Raw genomic sequence first — 21,098 nt, 5'->3', positions numbered from 1 at the left:
TCGTCCTGCGACGGGCACGCCACCCGCACGATGTCGCAGCCGGACGCGGTGAGCTCCGCGATCTGCTGCAGCGTCGCGTTGACGTCCGAGGTCAGGGTCGTGGTCATGGACTGCACGGCGACCGGGCTTTCGCTGCCCACGCCCACCGTGCCGACCTTGAGCTGTCGGGTGGTGCGCCGCGGTGCGAGCACCGGCGGGGGCATCGCGGGGAGGCCGAGTGCGACCTGGGTCATCGCCGTGTCCCTTCCAAGCTGGCGGTGTGCTGTGCCGAGACGGCGCCGTACAGGGTCAGTGCGGTTCCGGCGATGGACTCCGCGGTGAGGCCGTGCTCCGCCAGGATCGCGGAGCGGTCGCCGTGGTCCAGGAACTCCTTGGGCAGCCCCAGGTTGTGCACGGGCGTGGTGACCCGCGCGTCCGTGCAGGCCTGGGCCAGCGCGGCGCCGACGCCGCCGGTGCGCACGCCGTCCTCGACGGTGAGGACCAGGCGGTGCCGCGACGCCAGGTGCACCAGGGTCTGGTTGACCGGCAGCAGCCAGCGCGGGTCGACGACCGTGACGCCGATGCCGTTGCTGGACAGCAGTTCCGCGGCCCTGATCGCCGGTGCGGCGAACACGCCGGTGGAGACGATCATGACGTCGAGCGGCTGGGACCGGCCCCGGTAGAGGATGTCCAGACCGTCCATCCGGTTGATCGCGGGGATCTCCGGACCGGCGCTCGCCTTCGGGAACCGCAGCGCGGTGGGGCCGTCCGTCGTGGCCACGGCCTCGCGCAGCAGCGCGGCGAGCTGGGTGGTGTCGCGCGGCGAGGCCACCCGCATGCCGGGCACGGTGCCGAGCAGGGCGAGGTCCCACATGCCGTGGTGGCTCGCGCCGTCGGGACCGGTGATGCCCGCGCGGTCCAGCACGAACGTCACCGGCAGGCGGTGCAGGGCCACGTCCATCAGGATCTGGTCCACCGCGCGGTTCAGGAACGTGGCGTACAGGCAGACCACCGGGTGCAGCCCGCCCATCGCGAGCCCGGCCGCACTCGTCACGGCCTGCTGCTCGGCGATCCCGACGTCGAAGACGCGGTCGGGGAACGCGGTGGCGAACTCGTGCAGCCCGACCGGGCGCAGCATCGCGGCGGTCAGCGCGACCACCTCGGGGTGCGCGGCACCGATCTCGGTCAGCTCCGCGCCGAACGACGCGGTCCACGTGGGCGATCCGCCACCGCCCGACTTGCCGGTCTCGGGGTCGATGACGCCGATGCCGTGCATGCGGTCGGCCTCGTCGGTCACCGCGTGGGCGTAGCCGCGGCCCTTCTCGGTCACGCAGTGCACGACCACCGGGCGGTTCAGCCGCACGGCCTGCCGGAACGCCTCCTCGACCGCGTCGACGTCGTGCCCGTCCACCGGGCCGAGGTAGGAGAAACCGATCTGCTCGAACAGGTTCGGCCCGGTGTGGGTGCCCCCGCGCAGCGCGGAGAGGTGCACGGCCAGGCCGCCGATGGTGGGGTCGTAGGAGCGGCCGTTGTCGTTGAGCACGACCACGACGGGGCGGTTGCCCCCGCTGATGTTGTTCAGCGCCTCCCAGGCCACGCCGCCGGTCAGCGCGCCGTCGCCGATCACCGCGACCACGTGCCGGTGGTCCTCGCCGAGGATCCGCTGCGCCTTGGCCAGGCCGTCGGCGTAGGCCAGCGACGTGGACGCGTGCGAGCTCTCCACGTGGTCGTGCGGGGACTCCTGCCGGGACGGGTAGCCGGACAGGCCGCCCGCCGCGCGCAGCGAGTCGAAGGAGTCCAGCCTGCCGGTGAGCATCTTGTGCACGTAGGCCTGGTGGCCCGTGTCGAACACGATGCGGTCGGTCGGGGAGTCGAACACCCGGTGCAGCGCGATGGTCAGCTCGACCACCCCGAGGTTCGGGCCGAGGTGACCGCCGGTGCGGCAGACCTTGTCGACCAGGAACTCCCTGATCTCGGCCGCCAGCGGGACGAGCTGGTCCGGGCTCAGCTCCTTGAGCCGATCCGGACCGGTGACGCGGGGGAGCAGGGTCATGTCCTCGCAGCCTCTCCGGTGGGAACGCCGTTAGCCGACTTCGCCGCCGCGGCCCCGCGCACGACCGGGAGGCCGAAGTGGGTCGTCTCGCGGGTGACCTCGCGCTCCTCGACGGTGACCGGGCCGAGCGCGGCAAGCGCTTCCACGACCTCGGTGACCAGTGCGGGCGGCGCGGACGCGCCCGCCGTGAGCCCGACGGTGCGCACGCCCTCCAGCCACTCCGGCCGGATGTCGGTAGCGCGGTCGATGAGCTGCGCGGGGGTGCCCTGGCGGCGGGACAGCTCCACCAGGCGGACCGAGTTGGACGAGTTCGTGGAGCCGACGACCAGCACCAGGTCGGCTTCCCCGATGATCGCGTTGAGGGCGTTCTGCCGGTTGGTGGTGGCGTAGCAGATGTCGTCCGACGACTGCTCCTGCAGCATCGGGAACTTCTGCCGCAGCGCGTCCACGGCGGCGGCGGTCTCGTCGACCGCGAGCGTGGTCTGGGTCAGGTAGGAGACCCGTTCGGGGTCGGGCAGGTCGAGGTCGCGGACGTCGTCCAGCGTGTCGACCAGGACGATCGAGTCCGGCGCCTCGCCGAGGGTGCCCTCCACCTCCTCGTGACCGGCGTGCCCGATCAGGACGACCGTGTCGCCGCGGGCGGCGAAGCGGCGGGCCTTGGCGTGGACCTTGGTGACCAGCGGGCAGGTGCCGTCGATGACGTCGAGACCGCGACCGGCGGCCTCCTCGCGCACCGCGGGGGAGACCCCGTGCGCGGAGAACACGACCGTCGCGCCGTCGGGCACCTCGTCCAGCTCCTCGACGAAGACCGCCCCCTTGCGGGCGAGGTCGTCGACCACGTAGGCGTTGTGCACGATCTGCTTGCGGACGTAGACCGGGGACGTGTGCGACCGCAGGGCCCGCTCGACGATCTCGATGGCCCGCTCGACTCCCGCGCAGAAGGACCGCGGACCGGCCAGCAGGATCCGACGCGCGCCGTCGTCCTCCGGGTGCTCGTCCGTACTCGGATTTCCCATATCGGCACGGTAGGGAGAACAACACCGTCCCCTCAACGGCCGGTTCCGCTTTCCCGAACTGTCGTGCGACTCACGCGAATTGCTTCTCGGTGAACGTTTACCGGGCATCGCGAAGGCCGATCGGCACCGCCGGGTGTCGCTAACGGGCACGAACGCGTGATTTCGCGGGACAGCGCCTTTCCTCCCCCTTGGTCCGGCCCCGGCACTCGCGTAGTCATGGACTCAGTGGTGTGCCTCGGCGACGGGAGCGCCTCAGCGACGGGAGCATCGCGGTGAACTCTGCACGCACTTACCGGGACCTGACCCAACGGACGGGTCCGGTGTCGATCGCTCGTCCCCTCGGGGTCGACAGCCTGGTCGAAGAAGGTGGGAACGGGCCAGGTGGTGGCCCGTTGCGCAAAGCGCTCGGCGTGCTCGAGGTGTTGGCGGGCGCGTCGAGGCCGCTGTCGCTGTCCGAGCTTTCGCGGATGGTGGACCTGCCGAAGTCGACGCTGCACCGGCTCATGCGCGTCCTGACCGATCTGCGCCTCGCGGTGCGGATGGAATCGAAGTCCTACGAGCTCGGCGATTACATTTTCCAGTTGGCGGCCACGCGCGATGTGGCGAAAGTCCAGAACTTCGGCCACGCCATCACCCCGTTCCTGCTGGAGCTCTTCCAGCTCACGGGAAAAATGGTGAGCGTCGCCATGCTGTCGGGCATGAAGGTGCAGCACGCGGGCACCCTCTACACCCAGGAGCACAGCAGGCTCGCGTCCGCGATGAGGAAACCGATCCCCGCCCACTGCTCGGCGGCGGGCAAGCTGCTGCTCGCGAAGACGGTGCGGCACCCGGTGAACTTCTGCGGCACCTCGCCGGTGGCCTACACCCAGTGGACCGTCACCGGGGCGGACCGGATGAAGCGCGAGTTCGAGCTGATCCGGCGCACCGGGCTGTCCTACGCCCGCAGCGAGTACATCCCGGAGCTGGTCGAGGTGGCCGCGCCGGTGCACCTGGGCAACGTCGACCCCGTGGCCGCCGTCGTGATCGGCGGCACGGTCAACCGGACCGACCTCAAGAGCGTCGGGCGGATCCTGCTGGACGCCGTCGGCTCGATCGAGGAGAAGCTCGCCGGAGCCTGCTGAGGAGGCGTCGGGTGCGCGGTCGGCCACACCTCGCCCCCCGGTACCGGCGAAGACCGGTCGTGCCCCGGACCAGCCAGGTCCGGGGCACGACCGGGTCGCTGAGCACGCCGATGGCCGTGCTCGCGCCCCGGTCGACGAACGCGATCGGCGGAAGGGAACCCCTACGCGGTCGCGGTGTCCAGCGGGCGGCCGACGAGGGAGTCGAGGATGTCCCGCGCGGCGAGACGGGCCTCGACGTCCGCGGTGATCCGGGCGCGTTCCCGCGCCAGCCCGTCGAGGAGTTCGGGGCAGCGCCCGGCGAGCACGACGGTGTCGTCGACGACGCACGGCAGGATCTCGGCGATCACCGATGTCGACAGGCCCGCCGCGAGCAGCACCCGGACGCGCCGCACGGTGACCACCGCCCGGTCGTCGTACTCGCGGTACCCGCTCGACGCGCGTCCGGGTGTCAGCAGCCCGCACTCCTCGTAGTAGCGCAGCGCCCGTGCGCTGGCGCCGGTCCGCCTGGCCAGTTCGCCGATCCTCATCCGCCGAGCCTACGACTTGACCTTCACGTCGGCGTGAAGGTTTAGCGTCCCCGCCATGACCGACCTCCCCGCTGTCACCGTCCTCGGCCTCGGCCCGATGGGGCGGGCGCTCGCCGCCGCCCTCGCCGCCTCCGGCCACCCGACCACGGTCTGGAACCGCAGTCCCGGCAAGGCCGACGGCCTCGCCGCGCGCGAGGCCGCGTCCCTCGCCGACGCCGTCCACGCCTCCCCGGTCGTGCTGGCCTGCCTGGTGGACTACGCCGCCCTCACCTCGGCGCTCGAACCGCTCCGGGCGGACTGGGGCGACCGCGTCCTCGTCAACCTCGGCAGCGGCACCCCCGCCCAGGCGCGCGCCACCACGGGCTGGGCCGCCGCCCGCGGGATCGCCTACCTGGACGGGGCGATCCTCACCCCGACCCCCACGATCGGCACCCCGGCCGCGGTGGTGCTCTGCAGCGGCGGTCCGGACGTCCACGCCGCCGCGGCGGGCACCCTCGCGTCGCTCGGCGGCACCACGACCCACCTCGGTGACGACCCCGGTCTGGCCAACGCCTACGACGTGGCGCTGCTGGACCTCTTCGCCACCGCGGTGCACGGCGTCGTCCACGCCTTCGCCCTGGCCGCCGCCGAGCACGTCCCCGCGACGGCGCTGGCCCCGTTCGCCACCGGCATCGGCGCCCTGCTCCCGGAGATGATCACCCGCTTCGCCCGGCAGCTCGACGGCGGCACCCACCCCGGTGACCGCTCGACGATCGCGTCCGCGGGATCCGCCATCCGCCACGTCACCGCCACCGCGCGGGGGCACGGCCTGGACACGGGCGCGTTGACCGCGGCCGGGGCCGTCATCGATCGCGCCATCGCCGACGGCCACGGCGCCGACGGCCTGAGCAGGCTGACCAGGACCCTGCTTGGCGCCTGATCAGGCTCACCCGTCGCCCACCGCTCCGGGATGCGCGGTAGCCGGCGAGAATCCGTTGCAACGTGGCATTCCTGCCCGTACTGGTGCCCCCTCCGCCGCCGTTAACGTCGAGCTGATCAAGAACGAGGAGGGCTGATCAGGTGATGCACGCGCAGATCGTGTTGTTCGACGGGTTCGACCCGTTGGACGTCATCGCGCCGTACGAGGTGCTCGGCGCCGGGGCGATGCTGACCGACGGGCTGCTGGAGGTGGAGCTGGTCTCGGCGGAGGGCGAGCGGGACGTGCCCAGCGGGATCGCGGCGCTGTCGTTGCGCGCGACCGGTGGGCTGGAACCGTCGCGGGCGGGCTTGGTGCTCGTGCCGGGCGCGCTGGGACGGCTGCCCGACGACGACGACGAGCCGATCGACGACGACATCCCGGTGATCCTCGGGCGCACGCTCGACACCGCGTTGCCCGCGCTGCTCAAGGAATGCCTCGACCGCGACGGCCTGACGGTGGCGACGGTGTGCGGCGGCTCGCTGGTGCTGGCGATGGCCGGTCTGATCGAGGGGCGGCCCGCGACGACCCACCACCTCGGCATGGACGTGCTGGACGCCACCGGGGCGGTGGCGGTGGACGCCCGCGTCGTGGACGACGGCGACCTGGTGACCGGCTCCAGCGTGACCTCCGGCCTGGACCTGGGGCTGTACCTGCTGGAGCGCGAGCTCGGGCCGAAGGTGGCGATCGCCGTGGAGAAGCTCATCGCGCACGAGCGGCGGGGGACCGTCTGGCGTTCCGCCGGGGCCGAGCCGACCACGGGAGCCCGCTCGTGACGGTCGCGGAGGGGACCTGGGAGCTCGTCATCGACACACCGATCGGCAAGCAGCGGGCCGAACTACTGCTGTCCACAGTGGACGGTGTGCTGCGCGGGGTGGCCCGCGACCCCAAGCACGGCGAGGAGATCACCCTCACCGACCTCGTGCTCGACGGCGACCGGCTGACCTGGGCGCAGTCCATCACCCGGCCGATGCGGCTGAACCTGACCTTCGACGTCACCCTCGAGGGCGACGCGATGGCCGGGCGCTCGAAGGCGGGGCGGCTGCCCGCGAGCAAGGTCACCGGGCGGCGCGTCGCGGCCGGGGAGTCCGGAGTGGACGGATGACGAAGCTGCTCCTCTCGATCCACGTGCTGGCCGCCATCCTCGCCGTCGGACCGGTCGCGGTGGCGGCCAGCATGTTCCCGGCGGCGGCCCGCCGCGACCCCGACCCGGACCGGCCCGCGCTCCTGGTGCTGCACCGGGTCTGCCGGGTCTACGCCGTGGTCGGGATCGTCGTCCCGGTGTTCGGTCTCGCCACGGCGAGCAGCCTCGGGGTCCTCGGTGACGCCTGGCTGCTCGTGTCGATCGGCCTGACCGCGGCGGCGGCCGCCGTGCTGGGGCTGCTCGTGCTCCCCGGCCAGCGCGACGCGTTGGCGTCCGGCGCGCCGGTCAAGCGGCTGGCCATGCACACCGGGATGTTCAACCTGCTCTGGGCGGTCGTCACCGTGCTGATGATCGTCCGCCCCGGCTCCACGACGGGGGCGTGACATGACGTCCTCCCGACAGGCGCTGCGGATCGCCGCGGCGGTCGAGCTGGTCTCGCTGGTCCTCCTGCTGACCAACCTGTTCACCGTGCACTGGCGCGGGGTGTCCTCGCTGCTCGGCCCGACCCACGGGTGCGCCTACCTGTTCGTCGTCGTGCTCGCCTTCCGCTGGGACGCGGCGACCACGCGGACGCGGCTGCTGTCGCTCGTGCCCGGTGTCGGCGGTCTGCTCGTGCTGCGGCAGCCCGCCGCCGCGCCCCCGCGCGGGGTCAGGGGCGGATGACGGTCATCGCGAACCGGCGGTTGTCCTCGGCGGCGTGCGCGACGGCCTCGTTGGCGTGGTCCAGGTCGAACTCCGCGACGTCGAACATGGCCAGGTCGAGCAGCCCGGCGCGCACCATGCGGATCAGCCGGGTGTTCGCCTCCCGCGGCCCCATCCACTGCCCGCGCACGGTCACGCTGTTGCGCATGAGCCACGGGTAGGGCAGCGCGAGGTCGTCGCCGCCGAGCATCCCGACCCCGCCCATCAGGACGACCCGGCCGTACTCGCGGACGGTCATCGCGGCGGCCCGGACCGGGGTCGTGCTCGCCGACGGCGGCAGCAGGTCCAGCACGAGGTCGACCGGGCCGGGGGCCGCGCGCTTCATCAGCTCGCGGTCGTCGGCCTCGACCCCGGTCAGCCGGACGGTCCGCACCCGCGACCCGAACCGGTGCTCCAGGTCCGCCAGCACCTTCTCGTCACGGCCGGGCGCGACCACGCACCCCGCGCCCATGGCGAGGGCGACGGCCACCCCAGCGCTGCCGAAGTTCCCGGTCGCGCCGCTGACCAGGACCGTCTCGCCGGGCCGCAGGTCGCCCGCGAGCAGGCCGCCGAACGGCACCAAGCACAGGGTGAGGGCGCTCCACCGGCCCGCGTCGGCCGGGTCGACGGGGCCGAGCGGGTGGGCGTTCTCGGTCGGGACCAGCAGCCGCTCGGCGTACGAGCCGTGCCCGTAGTGCTCCTGCAGGCGCAGGCCGCCGTCGCCGCGGGCGCTCCAGCCCTGCAACGTGATGTCCGGCGTCAGCACGTCGTCGCGCGAGCGCACGGTCGGGTCGCACAGGACCCAGTCGCCGGGGGAGAGCCGGGTCGAGTCCGGGCCGACGGCGCGCACCCGGCCCACCGCCCCGGCGCCGGGGACGACCGGCAGCGTGAGCAGGTACCGGCGCTCGCCGCTGAACACCTCGGCCGCGTAGGGCAGCACCCCGGTGGCCACGACGTCGACGACCACCTCGCCCGTGCCGAGCACGGGGTCGGGGACCTCCCGCACGGAGAGCGGCGATCCGAAGTTCTCGAGCACTGCGGCTTTCATGGTTGGTCCGTTCCTTCGTGGTGATCGGGCACGGCCATCGTGCGCGGATCGCCGGACCGCATCCAGGCCTAGTACTGTCCTAGGACTGGGCAGTGCCACCCGACGGAGGGCGAGGGCGATGACGGAGGCGATCCGCACCGGGCTGGGCGACTTCCTGCGCTCCCGGCGCGAACGGCTGACCCCGGAGGCGGTCGGGCTGCCCCCTGGCCGCAGGCGGCGCACGCCCGGCCTGCGGCGCGAGGAGGTGGCCGAGCTCGCCGACATCGGCGTGGACTGGTACGTCCGGCTGGAACAGGGCCGAACCGTGACCCCCTCGGCCACCACGGTCGACGCGCTCGCCCGCGCGCTGCGCCTGGACGAGGCGGAGAAGGCGCACCTCAGGGCGTTGGCGCGCAACGTCGCCCGACGCGGGTTCGAGCGCGAGACCGTCCCGCCGACCACCCGGCGCCTGGTCGAGAGCCTGGATCGCCCCGCCTACCTCACCGGCCGCCGCTGGGACGTGCTGGCCTGGAACACCGCGGCCGCCGAGCTGATCACGGACTTCGGGAGCCGCGCCGAGGAGGACCGCAACATCCTCGTGTACCTCCTGCTGGACCCGGCCGCGCGACGGCGCTTCGCCGAGGGGTGGGAGGGCCAGGCCAAGCACGTCGTCGCCCAGTTCCGGGCGATGTACGACCTGTGGGCGCTCGACCCGGCGTTCGTCGACCTGGCCGACCGGCTGCGCCGCGGCTGCCCCGAGTTCGAGACCTGGTGGGACCAGCACGACGTGCTCGGCGGCGGGGCGGGCCGCAAGTCGCTGCACGACCCCGTCCGGGGCGTGACGGCCTACGACTACGCCACCTTCCAGGCCAACGAGGACCCGGCGTTGAAGCTGACGATCTACACCCCGGTCGTCGACGTACCACGAACGCGGTAGCCGAAGGCCTGCGCCGGGACGATGATCTCCGGCCCGCGAACGCGGAAGCTCGACCTGTGCAACGTCGAGAGCTCGCGGAGCGGCCATGATGATCGACCTCGTCCGGCGCGACCACCCCGCGCCGAGGACGCCGCGGGTGTCGCGGGCCCTGGTCGGCCAGGCCGTCCGCTTCGGGCTGGTCGGCACCGCGTCCACGCTGGCGACCTTCGCCGCGTACGGGCTGTTCCGGTTGGTGATCCCGGCGGTGCTGGCCAACCTGCTCGCCATCGCGGCGACGACGGTCGCGAGCGCCGAGCTGCACCGCAGGGTGACGTTCTCCGGCGCGACCGCCGTGCCGGACCGGATGGCCGTGCAGAACCTGGTCAGCTGGGCCTGGTCGAGCGGGGCGACCTCGGTGGGGCTGGTGGTGCTGGGGTCGTTCGTGGTCGAGCCGACGTACGTGCAGGAGACCGCCGCCATGACCGTGATGACGGTCGTCGGCGGGGTGGCCAGGTTCGCGGCGCTGCGCTGGTGGGTGCTGGTGCCGCGGCGGTCGGTTTGACCTTCCCCCTACCGGAAGGCGGAGCGTCGGGTCCACGTCCCGACGACCGAGGGGAACCATGGACGACCGCAGCAGGACCACGATCAGCGACTCACTTGCCGGACGACGGGCACTTGTCACCGGTGGCAGCAGGGGCATGGGCGCGGCCGTCGTCGCCCGGCTCGCCGCCGCGGGGGCCACGGTGATGACCACCGCGCGCACCGCGCCCGCCGACGCCGACCCAGGGCTCTTCATCACCGCCGACGTCAGCACCGCCGAGGGCGCCGCGACCGTCGTCGAGCGGGTGACCGAGCGGTTCGGCGGGCTCGACGTCCTGGTGAACACCGTCGGCGGCTCGCACGCCGGTCCCGGCGGGTTCGCCGCGCTGTCCGACGAGCGGTGGCACGCGGAGCTGGAGACGAACCTGCTCAGCGCGGTCCGGCTCGACCGGGCGTTCCTGCCCGCGATGATCACCGCGGGCGCGGGTGCGGTGGTGCACGTGTCGTCGATCCAACGGCGGATGCCGCTGTTCGAGGCGACCCTGGGGTACGCCGCCGCGAAGGCCGCGCTCACCACGTACAGCAAGGGGCTGGCCAACGAGGTCGGTCCCAAGGGCGTGCGGGTCAACAGCGTCGCGCCGGGGTTCGTCCGGACCGACGGCGCCGACGGGTTGGTGCGGCGGATCTCCGAGGGGCGGGGGATCGACCTCGAAGCCGCGTTGCAAGAGGTGATGGACTCTCTCGGGGGTATCCCGATCGGACGTCCGGCCTCCCCCGCCGAGGCCGCGGAGCTCATCGCCTTCCTGGTGTCGGACCGGGCGGCGTCCGTCAGCGGCGCCGAGTTCGTGCTGGACGGCGGCACCCTGCCCACGGTGTAGGCGCTACAGCAGCCCGGCGTAGGTGTGCAGCAGGCGGTGCATCCGGTAGTGGCCGTTGGGGAACCGCTCCAGCAGGCCCTCGGCGTGCAGCCGGTCGAGCGCGGGCCGGACCTGCGACGGGTCGGTGCCGGTGAGCGCGGCGACCCTGGTGGCGTCGGTTTCCGCGGGACCGCGGCCGAGGTGGCGGAACACCAGCGCGGCGCTGTCCGGCAGGCGCCGGTAGGCGGTCTCGAACGCGCCGCGCACGCTGAGGTCGCCCGCGGTCAGCGTGGCCAGCGCGGTGCGCGGGGCGCGCATCTGCTCCGCCAGGTGCGCGACGGGCCAGTGCGGCCGGGTGGTCAGCCGGTTCGCCGCGATCCGCAGCGCCAGCGGCAGGCCACCGCACTGCTCGACGACCTTCTCCACCGCCTGCTCCTCGCCCACCGCCCGTGCCCGGCCGAGCACGGACTCGAACAGGCGGCGAGCGGTCGCGGGGGAGAGGCCGCCGAGGCGGATCCGGGTGACCTGGTCGAGGTCCGCCAGGTCGCGGCGGCTGGTGATCACGGTCAGGCAGCCCGGTCGGGCGGTGAGCACCCGGCGGACCTGCCCGGTGTCGACGGCGTCGTCGAGGACCAGCAGCAGCCGCTTGCCCTGCGCCAGCGAGCGGTGCAGGTCGACGCGCTCGGCGAGCGACCCCGGCAGGCCCGACTCGGGCACGCCGAGCCCGGACAGGAGCCTGCCGAGCAGGGTCTCCGGCGCGGTCGGGGTGTCGGTGGTGCCCGCCAGGTCGAGGAGGACCTGGCCGTCGGGGAAGTGCTCGGCCACGAGGTGGCCGAGGCGGATCGCGGTGGCGGACTTGCCCGTTCCCGGCGCGCCGTGCAGCAGGACGACGTGACCGGACCCGCCCGCCGCGGACCGGGCCAGACCCGCCAGCACGGACAGCTCGGCGTCGCGGCCGGTGAAGTGGCCGGTGCCCGCGGGAAGTCGCGACCACGGCGCGGACACGACCGCCCTCGGGTCGACCGGGGGCTTGGCCACCTTGTCCTTGCGGGCCACGCGCAGGAACTCGTCGCGCTCCTCCGGGCTCAGGCCCAGCGCGGCGACCAACCGGTCCAGCGTCCGCTGCTGCGGCCACCTCGCGCGGGCGCCCTCCAGGTCGCTGATCGCCCGGACGCTGACCGAGGAGAGGTCGCTCAGCTCCTCCTGCGTCAGCCCGGTCCGCTTGCGGTAGGCCGACGCCAGTGCCGCGAGCCTGGCCGGGTCGGGTTCCGTCCCGTCCGCCACGGGCCGCGCGGGTGGGCGACCGGGCGGGTTCCGGGCGGTTCCGCCGTGGGACACGGTCATCAGGACAGGGTATCGCCTGCCCGTTCGGAGCTGCGGCCGGTGAACCGCCGCGCCGGGTACAGCCGATGATCACGGCGTCCGGCGCCGTGGCAGAATCCCGCCGTCCACACGTCGACGCCCGAGGGGAGGCGATCGGCAGGCATGGTCGATCCGTCGTTCGGTGACCTGCTGAGGTTCTTCCGGCTCCGCACCGCCCTCACCCAGGACGAGCTCGCCACCCGCACCGGCGTCAGCGTCCGCTCCATCCGGGACGCCGAACGCGGCCGCGCCCGGTCGCCGCAGCGGCGGACCGTCGAGCTGCTGTCCGCCGGTCTCGGCCTGTCCGCCGACGAGGCGGCGAGCCTCGCCCGGTCGGCACGCCCCGGCCGGGAGCGGGCCGGGGAGGACGCGCCGTGCGCGGTCCCGCAGACCATCGCCGACCTCACCGGCCGTGAACCGGAGCTGGTGCTGCTCACGGCCGCGGAGCCCGCCGACTCGACGCGGGTCGTCGTCGTGCACGGGGCGCCGGGGATCGGGAAGACCACCCTGGTCGTGCACGCGGCCCACCACCTGGCCGAGCGGTTCCCCGACGGCTCGTTCTACGTCGGGATGCACGGCGTGGACGACGTGCCGCTGTCGCCCGCCGACGCGGCGCACCGGCTGATGCTCGCGCTCGGGGTGCCGCCGGAGGCCATCCCGGCCGACGCCGAGCACCGGCTGGCCCGGTACCGCTCGGTGCTCAGCGAGCGGAAGGTCCTGCTGCTGCTGGACAACCCGGCTACCGAGTCCCAGGTCCGCCCGCTGCTCGCGCACAGCCCCGGTTCGACGGTCCTGGTCAGCAGCCGCAGCACCCTGGCGGGGCTGGACGCGGACCTGCGGGTCGAGCTCGGGCTGCTGCGCCTCGACCAGGCCGTCGACCTGCTCCGCGCCATCGTCGGCGCGGACCGCGTCGCCACCGACCCCGGTGCCGCGCGGCGGGTGGCCGACCTGTGCGGCGGTGTCCCGCTGGCCGTGCGGATCGCGGGCAACCGGCTGGCCAGCAGGCCCTCGTGGCCGGTCGCCAGGCTCGCGACCGAGCTCGCCGACGAGCGGCACCGGCTCTCCGCCCTCGAGGTCGGCGACGTGCAGGTGCGCGCGGCGTTCGAGATGTCCTACCGCCAGCTCGACGCCGACGCCGCGGCGATGTTCCGCGGGCTCTCCGCGGTGCCCGGCCCGGACACCGGCGTCGAGCTCGCGGGCGTCGTCGCCGACCAGCCGCCGGAGACCGCCGAGCGGCTGCTGGAGGTCCTCGTCGACGCCAGCCTCCTCGGGGCGGGCCGGTCACCCGACCGCTACGCCTTCCACGACCTGATCCGGGTGTTCGCGATGGAACGCCTCGAACACGACGAGGGCTCCGACGAGGCCGACCGCCGCAGGCTCGCCACCGGCCGTTGGCTGCTCACCACCGCCGTCTCCGCCGCCCTGCGCTTCCACCCCACCCCACCAGCCGACGCCGTTCCCGCGCGCTTCCAGGACCTCCCGGCCGCGGCGGCCTGGCTGGCCGACGAGACCGCCAACTGGCGCGGCGCCCTCCGCACCGCGTCCCGCGCGGGCCACCACCGCCACGTCCTCGACCTGGCCACCGCCATGCACTGGTACTCCGACACCCGCGGCAGCGGCGAGCTCTGGTCGGAGGTCTTCACCGCCGGCGAGCGCGCCGCGACCGCCCTCGGCAGCGTCCGCGACCAGGCCGTCATGTTGAACTTCCTGTGCTGGACGGCCATCACCAAGCTGGGCCGCACCCGCCAGGGCCTCGCCTTCCACCACCGCGCCACCACGGCCGCCGTCGCCGCGGGCGACCTCGTCGAACAGGGCTGGGCGCAGTACTACCGCGCCGCGATCGAACGCCTGGCCGACAACCTCCCCGAGGCCCTGCGCCGGGTCGACACCGCCATCGAGCTCTTCCACCGCGCGTCCCACGAGACCGGCGAACACCTCGCGCTGTCCTACCGCGGCGTCCTGCTGCTGCGCGGCGAGCGCTACGAGGAGGCGGCCGCCGCCCAGCGCGCCGAGATCACCCACCACCGCTCCCGCACACCCCGCGGCACCGACGACCAGAACCTCGGCCTCAAGCTCTCCCGCCTAGCCGAAAGCCTGCTCCCCCTTGGCGAGCTCGACGAGGCCCTGACCGCCTTGGACGAAGCCGAACAACTCCTCCAAGACGCCAGGGCGACCACCACCCTCGCCTACGTCAGGTACCTCCGCGGCCGCGCCCTCATCCACCAGGGCAACCCCACCACCGCCCACACCTGCCTCCTCAACGCCCTCGCCGACCTCGACCACCCCTCCACCGAGGTCAAGATCCTCCTCACCCTCGCCGACCTCCACGACACCCACCCCGACACCTTCCCCGACCCCACCAACGCCAGGCACTACCGCCTCAAAGCCCTGGCTGCCGCCACCGGCGACGACACCCCAGCCATGCACCAAACCAGACACGACCTCCGCCAAACCCTCGGCCTACCCCAAACCAGCCCCGACATCGCCTGACCCAACGACGCCGGAACAAAAGGCAAGCGGCCAAGCCGGCCAGCAGCGGCAAACAAGCTGCCCAACAACGCTGGAACCAACACACAACCTGCCCAACCCCAGCTGGAAGCGAGCTGCGATCAACCCGGCCGGCAGCGGCAAACAAACCCCCAACCCCAGCTGGAAGCGAGCGGTGCTCGTCCGCTAGTGCGGTCGGCTTGACTTGGGGTTTTTGGGCTTAGACTTGCGGCGGCGGGCAGGCTCTACCACCTGCCCTTTTTCGCCCGACGAAGCCCAAAAAAGGGGCCCCAAGTCAAGCCGACCGCACCTGGGTCCGCTGCAGCGACACCCCCGGAGTCCGCTGCACCCACACCGGCCGAGACACACGACGGCAAGAACACCCCGCGAGACAACACACCCCCCACAACCCCCACCTGAGACCCACCCAAGAGCCTCACCCTCCACCGTGGACAGCGGACCCGTGCGCCAAGCCCCACCACCACACGGCGTCCCCGCTGTTGTCCCCCACCTGGAGGTCCCGATGCGCTCCCTGGCCCGCCGCCTGCTGCCGACCTTGGCCGGGGTGGTCCTTCTGACGGCGACCGGATCACCCCCCGCTTCCGCCATCCACGACGGCTACGAGGCACCGTTCCCCTTGCACCGCTTCATGGTCTCCCTCCGCTTCGCCGACGCCCCCGACGACCACTTCTGCGGCGGCACCCTCCTGGCCCCGGACATCGTGCTCACCGCGGCGCACTGCGTAGCCGAGGCGGGTGACTCCGGTGTGGTCGCCGTCGTCGGCAAGGACGTCGCGGACTGGCCCCGTGCCCGCAAGGTTCCCGTTGTCGCCCAGCGGATCCCCGCCGACTACGACCTGTCCGTGGACAACCGGGCCGACGTCGCCGTGGTCCGGCTCGCCGAACGCCAGTCCGCGCCGACCGTCCGGTTGGCCCGCGACGAGCCGTCCGCCAGGGACCGCGTGGTCACGGTCGGCTGGGGTTACACCGACGCCCCTCCCGGTTACGGGTCGCTCCCGAAGTCGTTGCGCGGCGCGGCCATGTCCGTCGACCGGGACTCGGCGTGCGGCGCGGACGTGATGTGGAACCCGCCGTCCTACGGCGCCACCTCCATCTGCGCCAAGGCGAACCGGGCCGCGGTGAACTTCGGCGACTCGGGTGGTCCGCTGCTCGTCGTCGACGGCCGGGACGGTGTCCGGCAGGTCGGGGTCGTGTCGTTGTTCTCCGACGACCCCGGCAAGCGGTACGCCTCGTTCACGTCGGTCGCGGTCGAGTCGCGGTGGATCGCCGACGCCGTGAGGTCGTTGCGGAGGAGGTGACGCGCAAGGGTATCCCGGAACCAGACCGGTTCCGGGAAGCCCTTGCGCCGTCAGGGAACCAGCAGCAGGTCCGTGCCCGCCAGGAACGGGGCGCCGTAGGGGGAGACGTCGGTGTCGAGGTCACCGGTCAGGACGGTCAGCCGCAGCGGGGTGTGGCGCGTGATCGGCGCGGTGCCCGCGGGCTGGTAGGTCACCAGCAGCGACGGGTCGGTGAGCTTGTCCAGGCGCAGCACCATGGTCGCCTCGTCGGGGTCGTCCATCGTGGTGCCGAACAGCCGCGCCGGGACCGGGGTGAAGCACAGGCCGGCCTTGAACGAGAACAGGCCGGGCCTGGTCATGTGGCCGTACAGCGCGGGATCGGTGCCCAGCGAGATGTCGGTGTGCCCCATCTCCCGAGCGGTCTGGAACGCCCGCATGTACATGGCCCGCACCAGCCGCTGCTGCCTGCTGCCCGGCGCGGTCGTGGCGAAGCGGATCAGCACCGTCGAGGTGTCCCGGCGGATCCGGCACACGCACGCGCCGACGAGGTCGTCCGCGTCGTAGGCCATCACGGCGAAGTAGTCCTCGCCCTGGGCCAGGATCTCGTCGCGCTCCATGGTTGCGTAGGGGACGCCGTGCGGCATGGCGCCGATCTGCTCCTCGTACAGCACGCCGAAGGCGTCGAACGACTGGGCGTCCAGCGGCGTCACGACCTTGGTCGCGATGCCGTGCTCCGCGACGAACCGCTGCCCGGCGCGGACGCTGCGGCGCTCCTTGCCGGAGAGCCGTTCCAGGAACGCCTCCTCCGAGGGGCCGACGGTGGCGGTCCAGGTGATCCACGACGGGTGCACCCGGAAGCCCGCCACGTGCAGCGCGTGCCAGGAGTCGGCCGGTGGGTCCACGACCCGGACCAGGTCCAGGTCGGACCTCGCCACCCAGTTCGTGTTGAGCGCCTCGTGGACGGTGACCACGCCGGTGGTCAGTCCGAGCGCGGTCGTGACGTCCATCCTTGCCTCCTCGGCAGGGAAAGGCCCCGCCGGGCGGTGGGGGTGGGCCGCCCGGCGGGACGCGAGGGGTGGATCAGGCCGCCGGGGCGCGGACGACGGCCCGCACGTCCAGCCGCTGTTCACGGGTGCCCTGGCGGGTGCGCAGCACGACGGTCGGCCGGTCGCCGTCGAGCAGGACCTGGACGGTGCGCTCGTCGGTCCACCCGGTGAACCGGAACTCGCCGTCGCCGACGTGGACGAGCCCGAACGTCGGCTTGCCGTCGACGCTGAGCACCAGCCGGTCGCCGTCGGTGGCGATGCTCGCCGGGACGTGCTGCTGCGGCTTGGTGAACTCGCCCTCGGCCTCCTCGAAGTCGGGGAAGGACAAGGGGATGTCGAACTCGCAGCCGAAGCGCTCCAGGTCGCCCTCGACCGGCACCGCGGGGCGGTTGAACAGCACGTCGTCGGCGTCGAGCGAGTCCAGGAACTCCTGCGGGAACAGCGAGAGCAGCTCGGGGGTGACCGTGGTGTCGATGACCATGTGCACGCGCTTGCGGGTGCCCGTGTTCTCCACCTGGTGCATCCGGCAGAAGTCGCCGAACCAGAACGACCCCGGCTGCCACACGTGCAGGTCGCCGTCCATCAGCAGGGTCGCGCCCGCGTTGGTGACCAGCGGGACGTGCAGGCGCAGGTTCGCCCACGGGAAGCCGATCTTGGTGTCGAAGTGCAGCTCGCTCCGCGCGCCGGGCCCGAGGGCGAGCAGCCGCACGCAGCGCAGCGGCGCCGGGATCGAGGCCAGGATCTCCGCCAGGTACGGCGCCTCGGCGACCCACTTGGTGTCGGCGAAGTCGACCAGACCGGCCCCGCCGGGGTCGGTGCGCAGCTCGCTGCCGGTGGGGCTGCGCAGCGGGAGCGCGCGCCAGTCGAAGTCGGCTTCCTCGGCCGGGCCGGTGGTCTCGAACGTCGTCTGCAACGACCACTGGTGGCGGTCGAGGACCTTCAGGTCCTCCAGCAGCTTCGCCACGTCGAACTCCGGCAGCAGCGGGACGGCGGACGGATGGCTGCCGACGTGGGCCTCGCACAGCTTGTATGGGGCGGTCATGGTGTTGGCATCTCCGGGTTCTCCTCGGTTTCCGCTTCTCCTGCCACTGTGTTGGCAGCCGGTCTCAGCGACCTCTCCGCCTCCTCTCGCCTCACCCGACGGGCTCGGGCGCGTGCGACTCCGCCCTGGTGCTCGGCAGGAGGCCCTTGGCCCGGCCCGCCGCCAGGACGAGCGCGGCGAGCAGCAGCCCGCTCAGCGCGCCCAGCACCACGAACGAGAACCGGCCGGTGATCTCGTAGAGCACGACGCCGACGATCGGGCCGATGATGTTGCCGACGTCGGAGATGAACCCGAAGAGGCCGAAGGCCTTGCCCTGGTTGGCCGACGCCGACTTCAGCTCGACGATGCCCCGCCGCGCGCTCAGGAACAGCGCCGCGTAGCCGATCATGAACACCACGAACCACGCCGCGACCGGCAGCGCGCCCGCGCTGATGGCGGTACCCGCGAGGCCCGCGGTCATGAAGCCGAGCCCGATCTGGATCATCGTGACCAGCCGCAGCCGTTCGGCGAACCGGCCGAGCAGCCACATGCCCAGGCCCGACGCCGCGAGACCGGCGACGAACACGACCGAGATCGCCGACCGGGCCGAGCTGTCCTGCGCCGAGCTGAGGTAGAGCGGCAGCACGGGTTCGAGCGCCGAGTAGATGAACGCGGTGAACATGTCCAGGCCGCCGAGCACGAGCACCCAGATCCACCACCTGGTGGCCGGGGGCGCGTCCGCGACGGGTACCGCGGTCGCGGTGTCCTCTTCGGACGGTGGCGCCGCACCGGCCGGGATGGCGGTCAGCAGGCCGAACGCGGTGGCCGCGGTGACCGCCGCGCCGATGAGGAACAGCGCCTCCAGCCCGAGCGGCGTGGCCACGCCCGCGATCAGCGGTCCGAGCAGGAACCCGGCCACCGCCGCCGAGCCGAAGTTGCCCATCATCCGGCTGGTGGAGATGTCGTAGTGCTTGCACAGCGCGGCCATCCCGGCGTAGAGCGCGGGGGAGACCAGTCCCTCGCCCACGCCCCACAGCGCGCGGCCGGCGAGCAGCGTGGCGGAGTCGCCCGCGTACGCGGTGAGCACGATGCCCGCCGTGGCGATGAGCAGGGAGATGCACGCGACCCCGTTGGCGCGCCAGCGGTCGACCCACCAGCCGCCGACCGGCTGGGCGAGCGTCTTGGTGGCCGCGAACAGCGCGAACATCAACGCGATGACCGCGGCGTTCGCGCCGACCCGCTCCTCCAGGTCGGGGACGAACGGGATGAGCACCGTGTAGGAGGCGTTGACGCTGATGACGGCGATGAGCAGCAGCGCCGCCCGGCGCTGGCCGGGGCCCATCAGGTGCCCTCGATGTAGGCCGACAGCAGGTCGTGCATGCCGTCCAGCGCCGGGACGAGGTCCGGTCGGGGTTCCGGGGCGTACACGAGCGCCCAGAGGTCGGTGCCGGTCAATCCGTGCTTCTCCTTGAACCTGTAGTTGTCGCGGCCCCACTCGATCCGGTTCATGCCGTTGTCGTAGGCCCACTTCGTGCCGCCGTACATCAGCGCCACGTACGTGCTGAGCTCCTTGAGGCCCGCGTACTCGACGCCGCCGCACATGTAGGTGACCTCGTCGCCGTGCCGGAACGCGAAGAACGCGCCCACCAGCCGGTCGTCGACCTCGGCTGCCAGCATCATCGCGCCGGGGACGCGCAGCATGGAGTCGAGCGCGTCCTCGGTGAACAGCGCGGGCCAGTCGTTCTTGTCGCTGGTGTCGACGGTCAGCGGGTAGGCGTGCCGCACCAGCTCGTGCGCGTCCGGCCCCTCGACCATCCGCACCCGCAGCCCGCGCTCCTGCGACCGGCGCAGCCGCCGCTCCACGTCGCGCTTGATCTTGTTGGGCAGCTTGGTCACGAGGTGGTCGGTGAACGTGCCGGTGACGTCGCAGCTGTAGGTCCGCTCCAGCAGCACCCTGCCCACGGGCGGTCCGACGGCGGCCAGCCAGTCCTCGACGCCCTCGCCGGTGAGGTTCGGCACGACCAGCAGCTCCGCGTCGCCGGAGGAGATCCACTCCATCGCGGTCGCGTGGGCGCCGCGGGCCAGCTCGGCGGGCACGTGCCCGCGCTTGCTGTACATCGAGTAGGTGGAGCCCGCGAAGACCACGGGCCTCCCGAACCGGCCGACCAGGTCGCACTGCACCTCGTAGCCGTGCCAGAACGGGGACATGGTCACCTCGTAGAGCGGGACCACGGACGACCCGCCCGCCACCTCCGCGCTGACGTAGGTGTGGCGGGTGCGCTGCTCGACGGGGTTGGCCTCCCACGTGCGCAACCAGCCCGCGGAGTCGTACAGGCTGCTCGCCACGACCCGGTCGGGCAGTCGATCGGACCGCAGCCAACCGGTTCCCTGGCCGATGTGTGTGACAGTCATGCCGCATACCTCCCTGGGCGAAACGTATTCAGCGCCGGTCTCAGGTCGGTCTCACGTGATTTCCGGCGTATTCCGCGCGATTGTTGAGAGTTGCGTGATAGGGAGCCCCTTTACCGTGGGGGCGTGGAGCCTACAATCGTTGTTTCGCAGGATGACCAGCCTTCTGTCGACGTGGCGACGTTCCGCCGGGCGATGGCCCAGCTGCCCGCCCCTCTGACGGTCCTGACCTGCTACGGGCCAGATGGTGAACTGATCGGGCTGACCGTCAACGCGGTCTGCTCGGTGTCGATGTCGCCGCCGCTCGTGCTGGTCTGCCTGAACCGGACCAATTTCAGCCACGACATGGTCGTGGACTCGGAACGCATTTGTCTGCACGTCCTGGAACCGGGTCAGCAGGAGCTCGCCGTGCGATTCGCCTCGCCGGTCGACCGGTTCTCCGGGCAGAACGTGCGGCACGGCGCCGTCCCCGAGTTGACCGATGTCCGGGTGCGGATCACCTGCACACCGGACGGGGTCCGCGACGGCGGTGACCACACGATCCTGCTCGGTCGGGTGGTGGAGGTCGTCAGCCCCGAGAACGGTGACGGCGGCGGTCTGGTGTGGCACCACCGCGGCCCCGCCCAGGCGATCCGCCGGGTGTCCTGAGCGGTGCGGGAC

At 72.7% G+C, this 21,098-nt stretch carries 22 protein-coding genes; 12 read left to right on the top strand and 10 right to left on the bottom strand.

Features of this window, described 5'->3' with window-relative positions; genetic code table 11:
• The 3 genes from CLV43_RS10135 to CLV43_RS10125 all read right to left on the bottom strand — a co-directional run.
• On the bottom strand, positions 1-233 hold a 233-nt coding region (locus CLV43_RS10135), incomplete at its 3' end, for a flavodoxin-dependent (E)-4-hydroxy-3-methylbut-2-enyl-diphosphate synthase (protein WP_170155776.1).
• On the bottom strand, positions 230-2,032 hold the full coding sequence (locus CLV43_RS10130) for a 1-deoxy-D-xylulose-5-phosphate synthase (protein ID WP_106186771.1): 1,803 nt from the start codon (positions 2,030-2,032) through the stop codon (positions 230-232). The genes CLV43_RS10130 and CLV43_RS10135, both read right to left, overlap by 4 nt.
• Positions 2,029-3,048 carry a 4-hydroxy-3-methylbut-2-enyl diphosphate reductase gene (locus CLV43_RS10125; RefSeq protein WP_106186770.1) on the bottom strand — a complete coding sequence of 340 codons (1,020 nt, stop codon included), beginning with the start codon at positions 3,046-3,048 and terminating at the stop codon, positions 2,029-2,031. Before CLV43_RS10125 ends, CLV43_RS10130 begins: the two co-directional genes overlap by 4 nt.
• Before the next feature lie 392 nt (positions 3,049-3,440).
• Between CLV43_RS10125 and CLV43_RS10120 the strand changes: the two genes are divergently transcribed.
• A complete protein-coding gene (locus tag CLV43_RS10120) occupies positions 3,441-4,169 on the top strand; it encodes an IclR family transcriptional regulator (RefSeq protein WP_245886241.1) in 729 nt (242 codons plus the stop codon).
• A gap of 161 nt (positions 4,170-4,330) precedes the next feature.
• On the opposite strand, the gene CLV43_RS10115 is transcribed toward CLV43_RS10120, so the two are convergent.
• Positions 4,331-4,696 (bottom strand): MerR family transcriptional regulator, encoded by a 366-nt coding sequence (locus CLV43_RS10115; protein ID WP_106186769.1) that lies wholly within the window; start codon positions 4,694-4,696, stop codon positions 4,331-4,333.
• A gap of 55 nt (positions 4,697-4,751) precedes the next feature.
• Between CLV43_RS10115 and CLV43_RS10110 the strand changes: the two genes are divergently transcribed.
• The 5 genes from CLV43_RS10110 to CLV43_RS10090 all read left to right on the top strand — a co-directional run bounded on the left by CLV43_RS10110 (position 4,752) and on the right by CLV43_RS10090 (position 7,458).
• Positions 4,752-5,615: an NAD(P)-dependent oxidoreductase gene (locus CLV43_RS10110; RefSeq protein ID WP_106186768.1), complete on the top strand. Its 864-nt coding sequence runs from the start codon at positions 4,752-4,754 to the stop codon at positions 5,613-5,615.
• A gap of 143 nt (positions 5,616-5,758) precedes the next feature.
• The gene (locus tag CLV43_RS10105; protein ID WP_106186767.1) at positions 5,759-6,427 is read left to right on the top strand and encodes a DJ-1/PfpI family protein; all 669 of its coding nucleotides are present in this window, start codon (positions 5,759-5,761) and stop codon (positions 6,425-6,427) included.
• Positions 6,424-6,756 carry a hypothetical protein gene (locus CLV43_RS10100; protein ID WP_106186766.1) on the top strand — a complete coding sequence of 111 codons (333 nt, stop codon included), beginning with the start codon at positions 6,424-6,426 and terminating at the stop codon, positions 6,754-6,756. Before CLV43_RS10105 ends, CLV43_RS10100 begins: the two co-directional genes overlap by 4 nt.
• Positions 6,753-7,178, top strand: coding sequence for a hypothetical protein (locus CLV43_RS10095; RefSeq protein WP_106186765.1), 426 nt, complete (start codon positions 6,753-6,755; stop codon positions 7,176-7,178). The genes CLV43_RS10100 and CLV43_RS10095 overlap by 4 nt, the downstream gene beginning before the upstream one ends.
• 1 nt (position 7,179) lies before the next feature.
• Positions 7,180-7,458 (top strand): DUF3817 domain-containing protein, encoded by a 279-nt coding sequence (locus CLV43_RS10090; protein WP_106186764.1) that lies wholly within the window; start codon positions 7,180-7,182, stop codon positions 7,456-7,458.
• Here the strand turns inward: CLV43_RS10090 and CLV43_RS10085 are convergent.
• Positions 7,445-8,524 (bottom strand): alcohol dehydrogenase catalytic domain-containing protein, encoded by a 1,080-nt coding sequence (locus CLV43_RS10085; RefSeq protein ID WP_106186763.1) that lies wholly within the window; start codon positions 8,522-8,524, stop codon positions 7,445-7,447. The two genes, CLV43_RS10090 and CLV43_RS10085, sit on opposite strands and share 14 nt — an antisense overlap.
• Positions 8,525-8,642: 118 nt before the next feature.
• Here CLV43_RS10085 and CLV43_RS10080 point away from each other — a divergent pair, with 118 nt between their 5' ends.
• The 3 genes from CLV43_RS10080 (at position 8,643) to CLV43_RS10070 (ending at position 10,837) form a co-directional block, all read left to right on the top strand.
• Positions 8,643-9,440, top strand: coding sequence for a helix-turn-helix transcriptional regulator (locus CLV43_RS10080; protein WP_106186762.1), 798 nt, complete (start codon positions 8,643-8,645; stop codon positions 9,438-9,440).
• 85 nt (positions 9,441-9,525) lie between these two features.
• Positions 9,526-9,981, top strand: coding sequence for a GtrA family protein (locus CLV43_RS10075; RefSeq protein ID WP_106186761.1), 456 nt, complete (start codon positions 9,526-9,528; stop codon positions 9,979-9,981).
• A gap of 58 nt (positions 9,982-10,039) precedes the next feature.
• Positions 10,040-10,837, top strand: coding sequence for an SDR family oxidoreductase (locus CLV43_RS10070; RefSeq protein ID WP_106186760.1), 798 nt, complete (start codon positions 10,040-10,042; stop codon positions 10,835-10,837).
• Between the two features lie 3 nt (positions 10,838-10,840).
• Here CLV43_RS10070 and CLV43_RS10065 read toward each other — a convergent pair whose 3' ends face one another.
• Positions 10,841-12,160 (bottom strand): helix-turn-helix domain-containing protein, encoded by a 1,320-nt coding sequence (locus CLV43_RS10065; RefSeq protein ID WP_106186759.1) that lies wholly within the window; start codon positions 12,158-12,160, stop codon positions 10,841-10,843.
• A 141-nt stretch (positions 12,161-12,301) separates the two neighbouring features.
• On the opposite strand from CLV43_RS10065, the gene CLV43_RS10060 reads away from it, so the two are divergent.
• Both CLV43_RS10060 and CLV43_RS10055 read left to right on the top strand, forming a co-directional pair.
• Positions 12,302-14,668 carry an ATP-binding protein gene (locus CLV43_RS10060; RefSeq protein ID WP_106186758.1) on the top strand — a complete coding sequence of 789 codons (2,367 nt, stop codon included), beginning with the start codon at positions 12,302-12,304 and terminating at the stop codon, positions 14,666-14,668.
• Between the two features lie 520 nt (positions 14,669-15,188).
• On the top strand, positions 15,189-15,983 hold the full coding sequence (locus CLV43_RS10055) for a S1 family peptidase (RefSeq protein ID WP_106186757.1): 795 nt from the start codon (positions 15,189-15,191) through the stop codon (positions 15,981-15,983).
• 50 nt (positions 15,984-16,033) lie between these two features.
• Here CLV43_RS10055 and CLV43_RS10050 read toward each other — a convergent pair whose 3' ends face one another.
• From CLV43_RS10050 to CLV43_RS10035, 4 genes are all read right to left on the bottom strand, one after another.
• Positions 16,034-16,969 carry a GNAT family N-acetyltransferase gene (locus tag CLV43_RS10050; RefSeq protein ID WP_106186756.1) on the bottom strand — a complete coding sequence of 312 codons (936 nt, stop codon included), beginning with the start codon at positions 16,967-16,969 and terminating at the stop codon, positions 16,034-16,036.
• A gap of 73 nt (positions 16,970-17,042) precedes the next feature.
• Complete coding sequence (locus tag CLV43_RS10045) at positions 17,043-18,050, bottom strand: aspartyl/asparaginyl beta-hydroxylase domain-containing protein (RefSeq protein WP_106186755.1); 1,008 nt, start codon at positions 18,048-18,050, stop codon at positions 17,043-17,045.
• A 91-nt stretch (positions 18,051-18,141) separates the two neighbouring features.
• Complete coding sequence (locus CLV43_RS10040) at positions 18,142-19,371, bottom strand: MFS transporter (RefSeq protein ID WP_106186754.1); 1,230 nt, start codon at positions 19,369-19,371, stop codon at positions 18,142-18,144.
• Positions 19,371-20,441 carry a GNAT family N-acetyltransferase gene (locus CLV43_RS10035; protein ID WP_106186753.1) on the bottom strand — a complete coding sequence of 357 codons (1,071 nt, stop codon included), beginning with the start codon at positions 20,439-20,441 and terminating at the stop codon, positions 19,371-19,373. Before CLV43_RS10035 ends, CLV43_RS10040 begins: the two co-directional genes overlap by 1 nt.
• 171 nt (positions 20,442-20,612) lie before the next feature.
• Here CLV43_RS10035 and CLV43_RS10030 point away from each other — a divergent pair, with 171 nt between their 5' ends.
• Positions 20,613-21,086: a flavin reductase family protein gene (locus CLV43_RS10030; RefSeq protein WP_106186752.1), complete on the top strand. Its 474-nt coding sequence runs from the start codon at positions 20,613-20,615 to the stop codon at positions 21,084-21,086.
• Positions 21,087-21,098: the final 12 nt, after the last annotated feature.

The organism is Umezawaea tangerina (assembly GCF_003002815.1).
Classification (GTDB): domain Bacteria; phylum Actinomycetota; class Actinomycetes; order Mycobacteriales; family Pseudonocardiaceae; genus Umezawaea; species Umezawaea tangerina.
Note: the sequence above shows the minus strand (reverse complement) of the source record. Positions and strands in the feature narration are given on the sequence as shown.

What these genes read in the sequence shown, in the direction of transcription:
- CLV43_RS10075 (WP_106186761.1), top strand. Translation starts at nt 9,526, where the DNA reads ATGATGATCGACCTCGTCCGGCGCGACCACCCCGCGCCGAGGACGCCG.
- CLV43_RS10045 (WP_106186755.1), bottom strand. Translation starts at nt 18,050, where the DNA reads ATGACCGCCCCATACAAGCTGTGCGAGGCCCACGTCGGCAGCCATCCG.
- CLV43_RS10105 (WP_106186767.1), top strand. Translation starts at nt 5,759, where the DNA reads ATGCACGCGCAGATCGTGTTGTTCGACGGGTTCGACCCGTTGGACGTC.
- CLV43_RS10050 (WP_106186756.1), bottom strand. Translation starts at nt 16,969, where the DNA reads ATGGACGTCACGACCGCGCTCGGACTGACCACCGGCGTGGTCACCGTC.
- CLV43_RS10040 (WP_106186754.1), bottom strand. Translation starts at nt 19,371, where the DNA reads ATGGGCCCCGGCCAGCGCCGGGCGGCGCTGCTGCTCATCGCCGTCATC.
- CLV43_RS10090 (WP_106186764.1), top strand. Translation starts at nt 7,180, where the DNA reads ATGACGTCCTCCCGACAGGCGCTGCGGATCGCCGCGGCGGTCGAGCTG.
- CLV43_RS10095 (WP_106186765.1), top strand. Translation starts at nt 6,753, where the DNA reads ATGACGAAGCTGCTCCTCTCGATCCACGTGCTGGCCGCCATCCTCGCC.
- CLV43_RS10070 (WP_106186760.1), top strand. Translation starts at nt 10,040, where the DNA reads ATGGACGACCGCAGCAGGACCACGATCAGCGACTCACTTGCCGGACGA.
- CLV43_RS10035 (WP_106186753.1), bottom strand. Translation starts at nt 20,441, where the DNA reads ATGACTGTCACACACATCGGCCAGGGAACCGGTTGGCTGCGGTCCGAT.
- CLV43_RS10065 (WP_106186759.1), bottom strand. Translation starts at nt 12,160, where the DNA reads ATGACCGTGTCCCACGGCGGAACCGCCCGGAACCCGCCCGGTCGCCCA.
- CLV43_RS10060 (WP_106186758.1), top strand. Translation starts at nt 12,302, where the DNA reads ATGGTCGATCCGTCGTTCGGTGACCTGCTGAGGTTCTTCCGGCTCCGC.
- CLV43_RS10115 (WP_106186769.1), bottom strand. Translation starts at nt 4,696, where the DNA reads ATGAGGATCGGCGAACTGGCCAGGCGGACCGGCGCCAGCGCACGGGCG.
- CLV43_RS10130 (WP_106186771.1), bottom strand. Translation starts at nt 2,032, where the DNA reads ATGACCCTGCTCCCCCGCGTCACCGGTCCGGATCGGCTCAAGGAGCTG.
- CLV43_RS10125 (WP_106186770.1), bottom strand. Translation starts at nt 3,048, where the DNA reads ATGGGAAATCCGAGTACGGACGAGCACCCGGAGGACGACGGCGCGCGT.
- CLV43_RS10080 (WP_106186762.1), top strand. Translation starts at nt 8,643, where the DNA reads ATGACGGAGGCGATCCGCACCGGGCTGGGCGACTTCCTGCGCTCCCGG.
- CLV43_RS10110 (WP_106186768.1), top strand. Translation starts at nt 4,752, where the DNA reads ATGACCGACCTCCCCGCTGTCACCGTCCTCGGCCTCGGCCCGATGGGG.
- CLV43_RS10085 (WP_106186763.1), bottom strand. Translation starts at nt 8,524, where the DNA reads ATGAAAGCCGCAGTGCTCGAGAACTTCGGATCGCCGCTCTCCGTGCGG.
- CLV43_RS10055 (WP_106186757.1), top strand. Translation starts at nt 15,189, where the DNA reads ATGCGCTCCCTGGCCCGCCGCCTGCTGCCGACCTTGGCCGGGGTGGTC.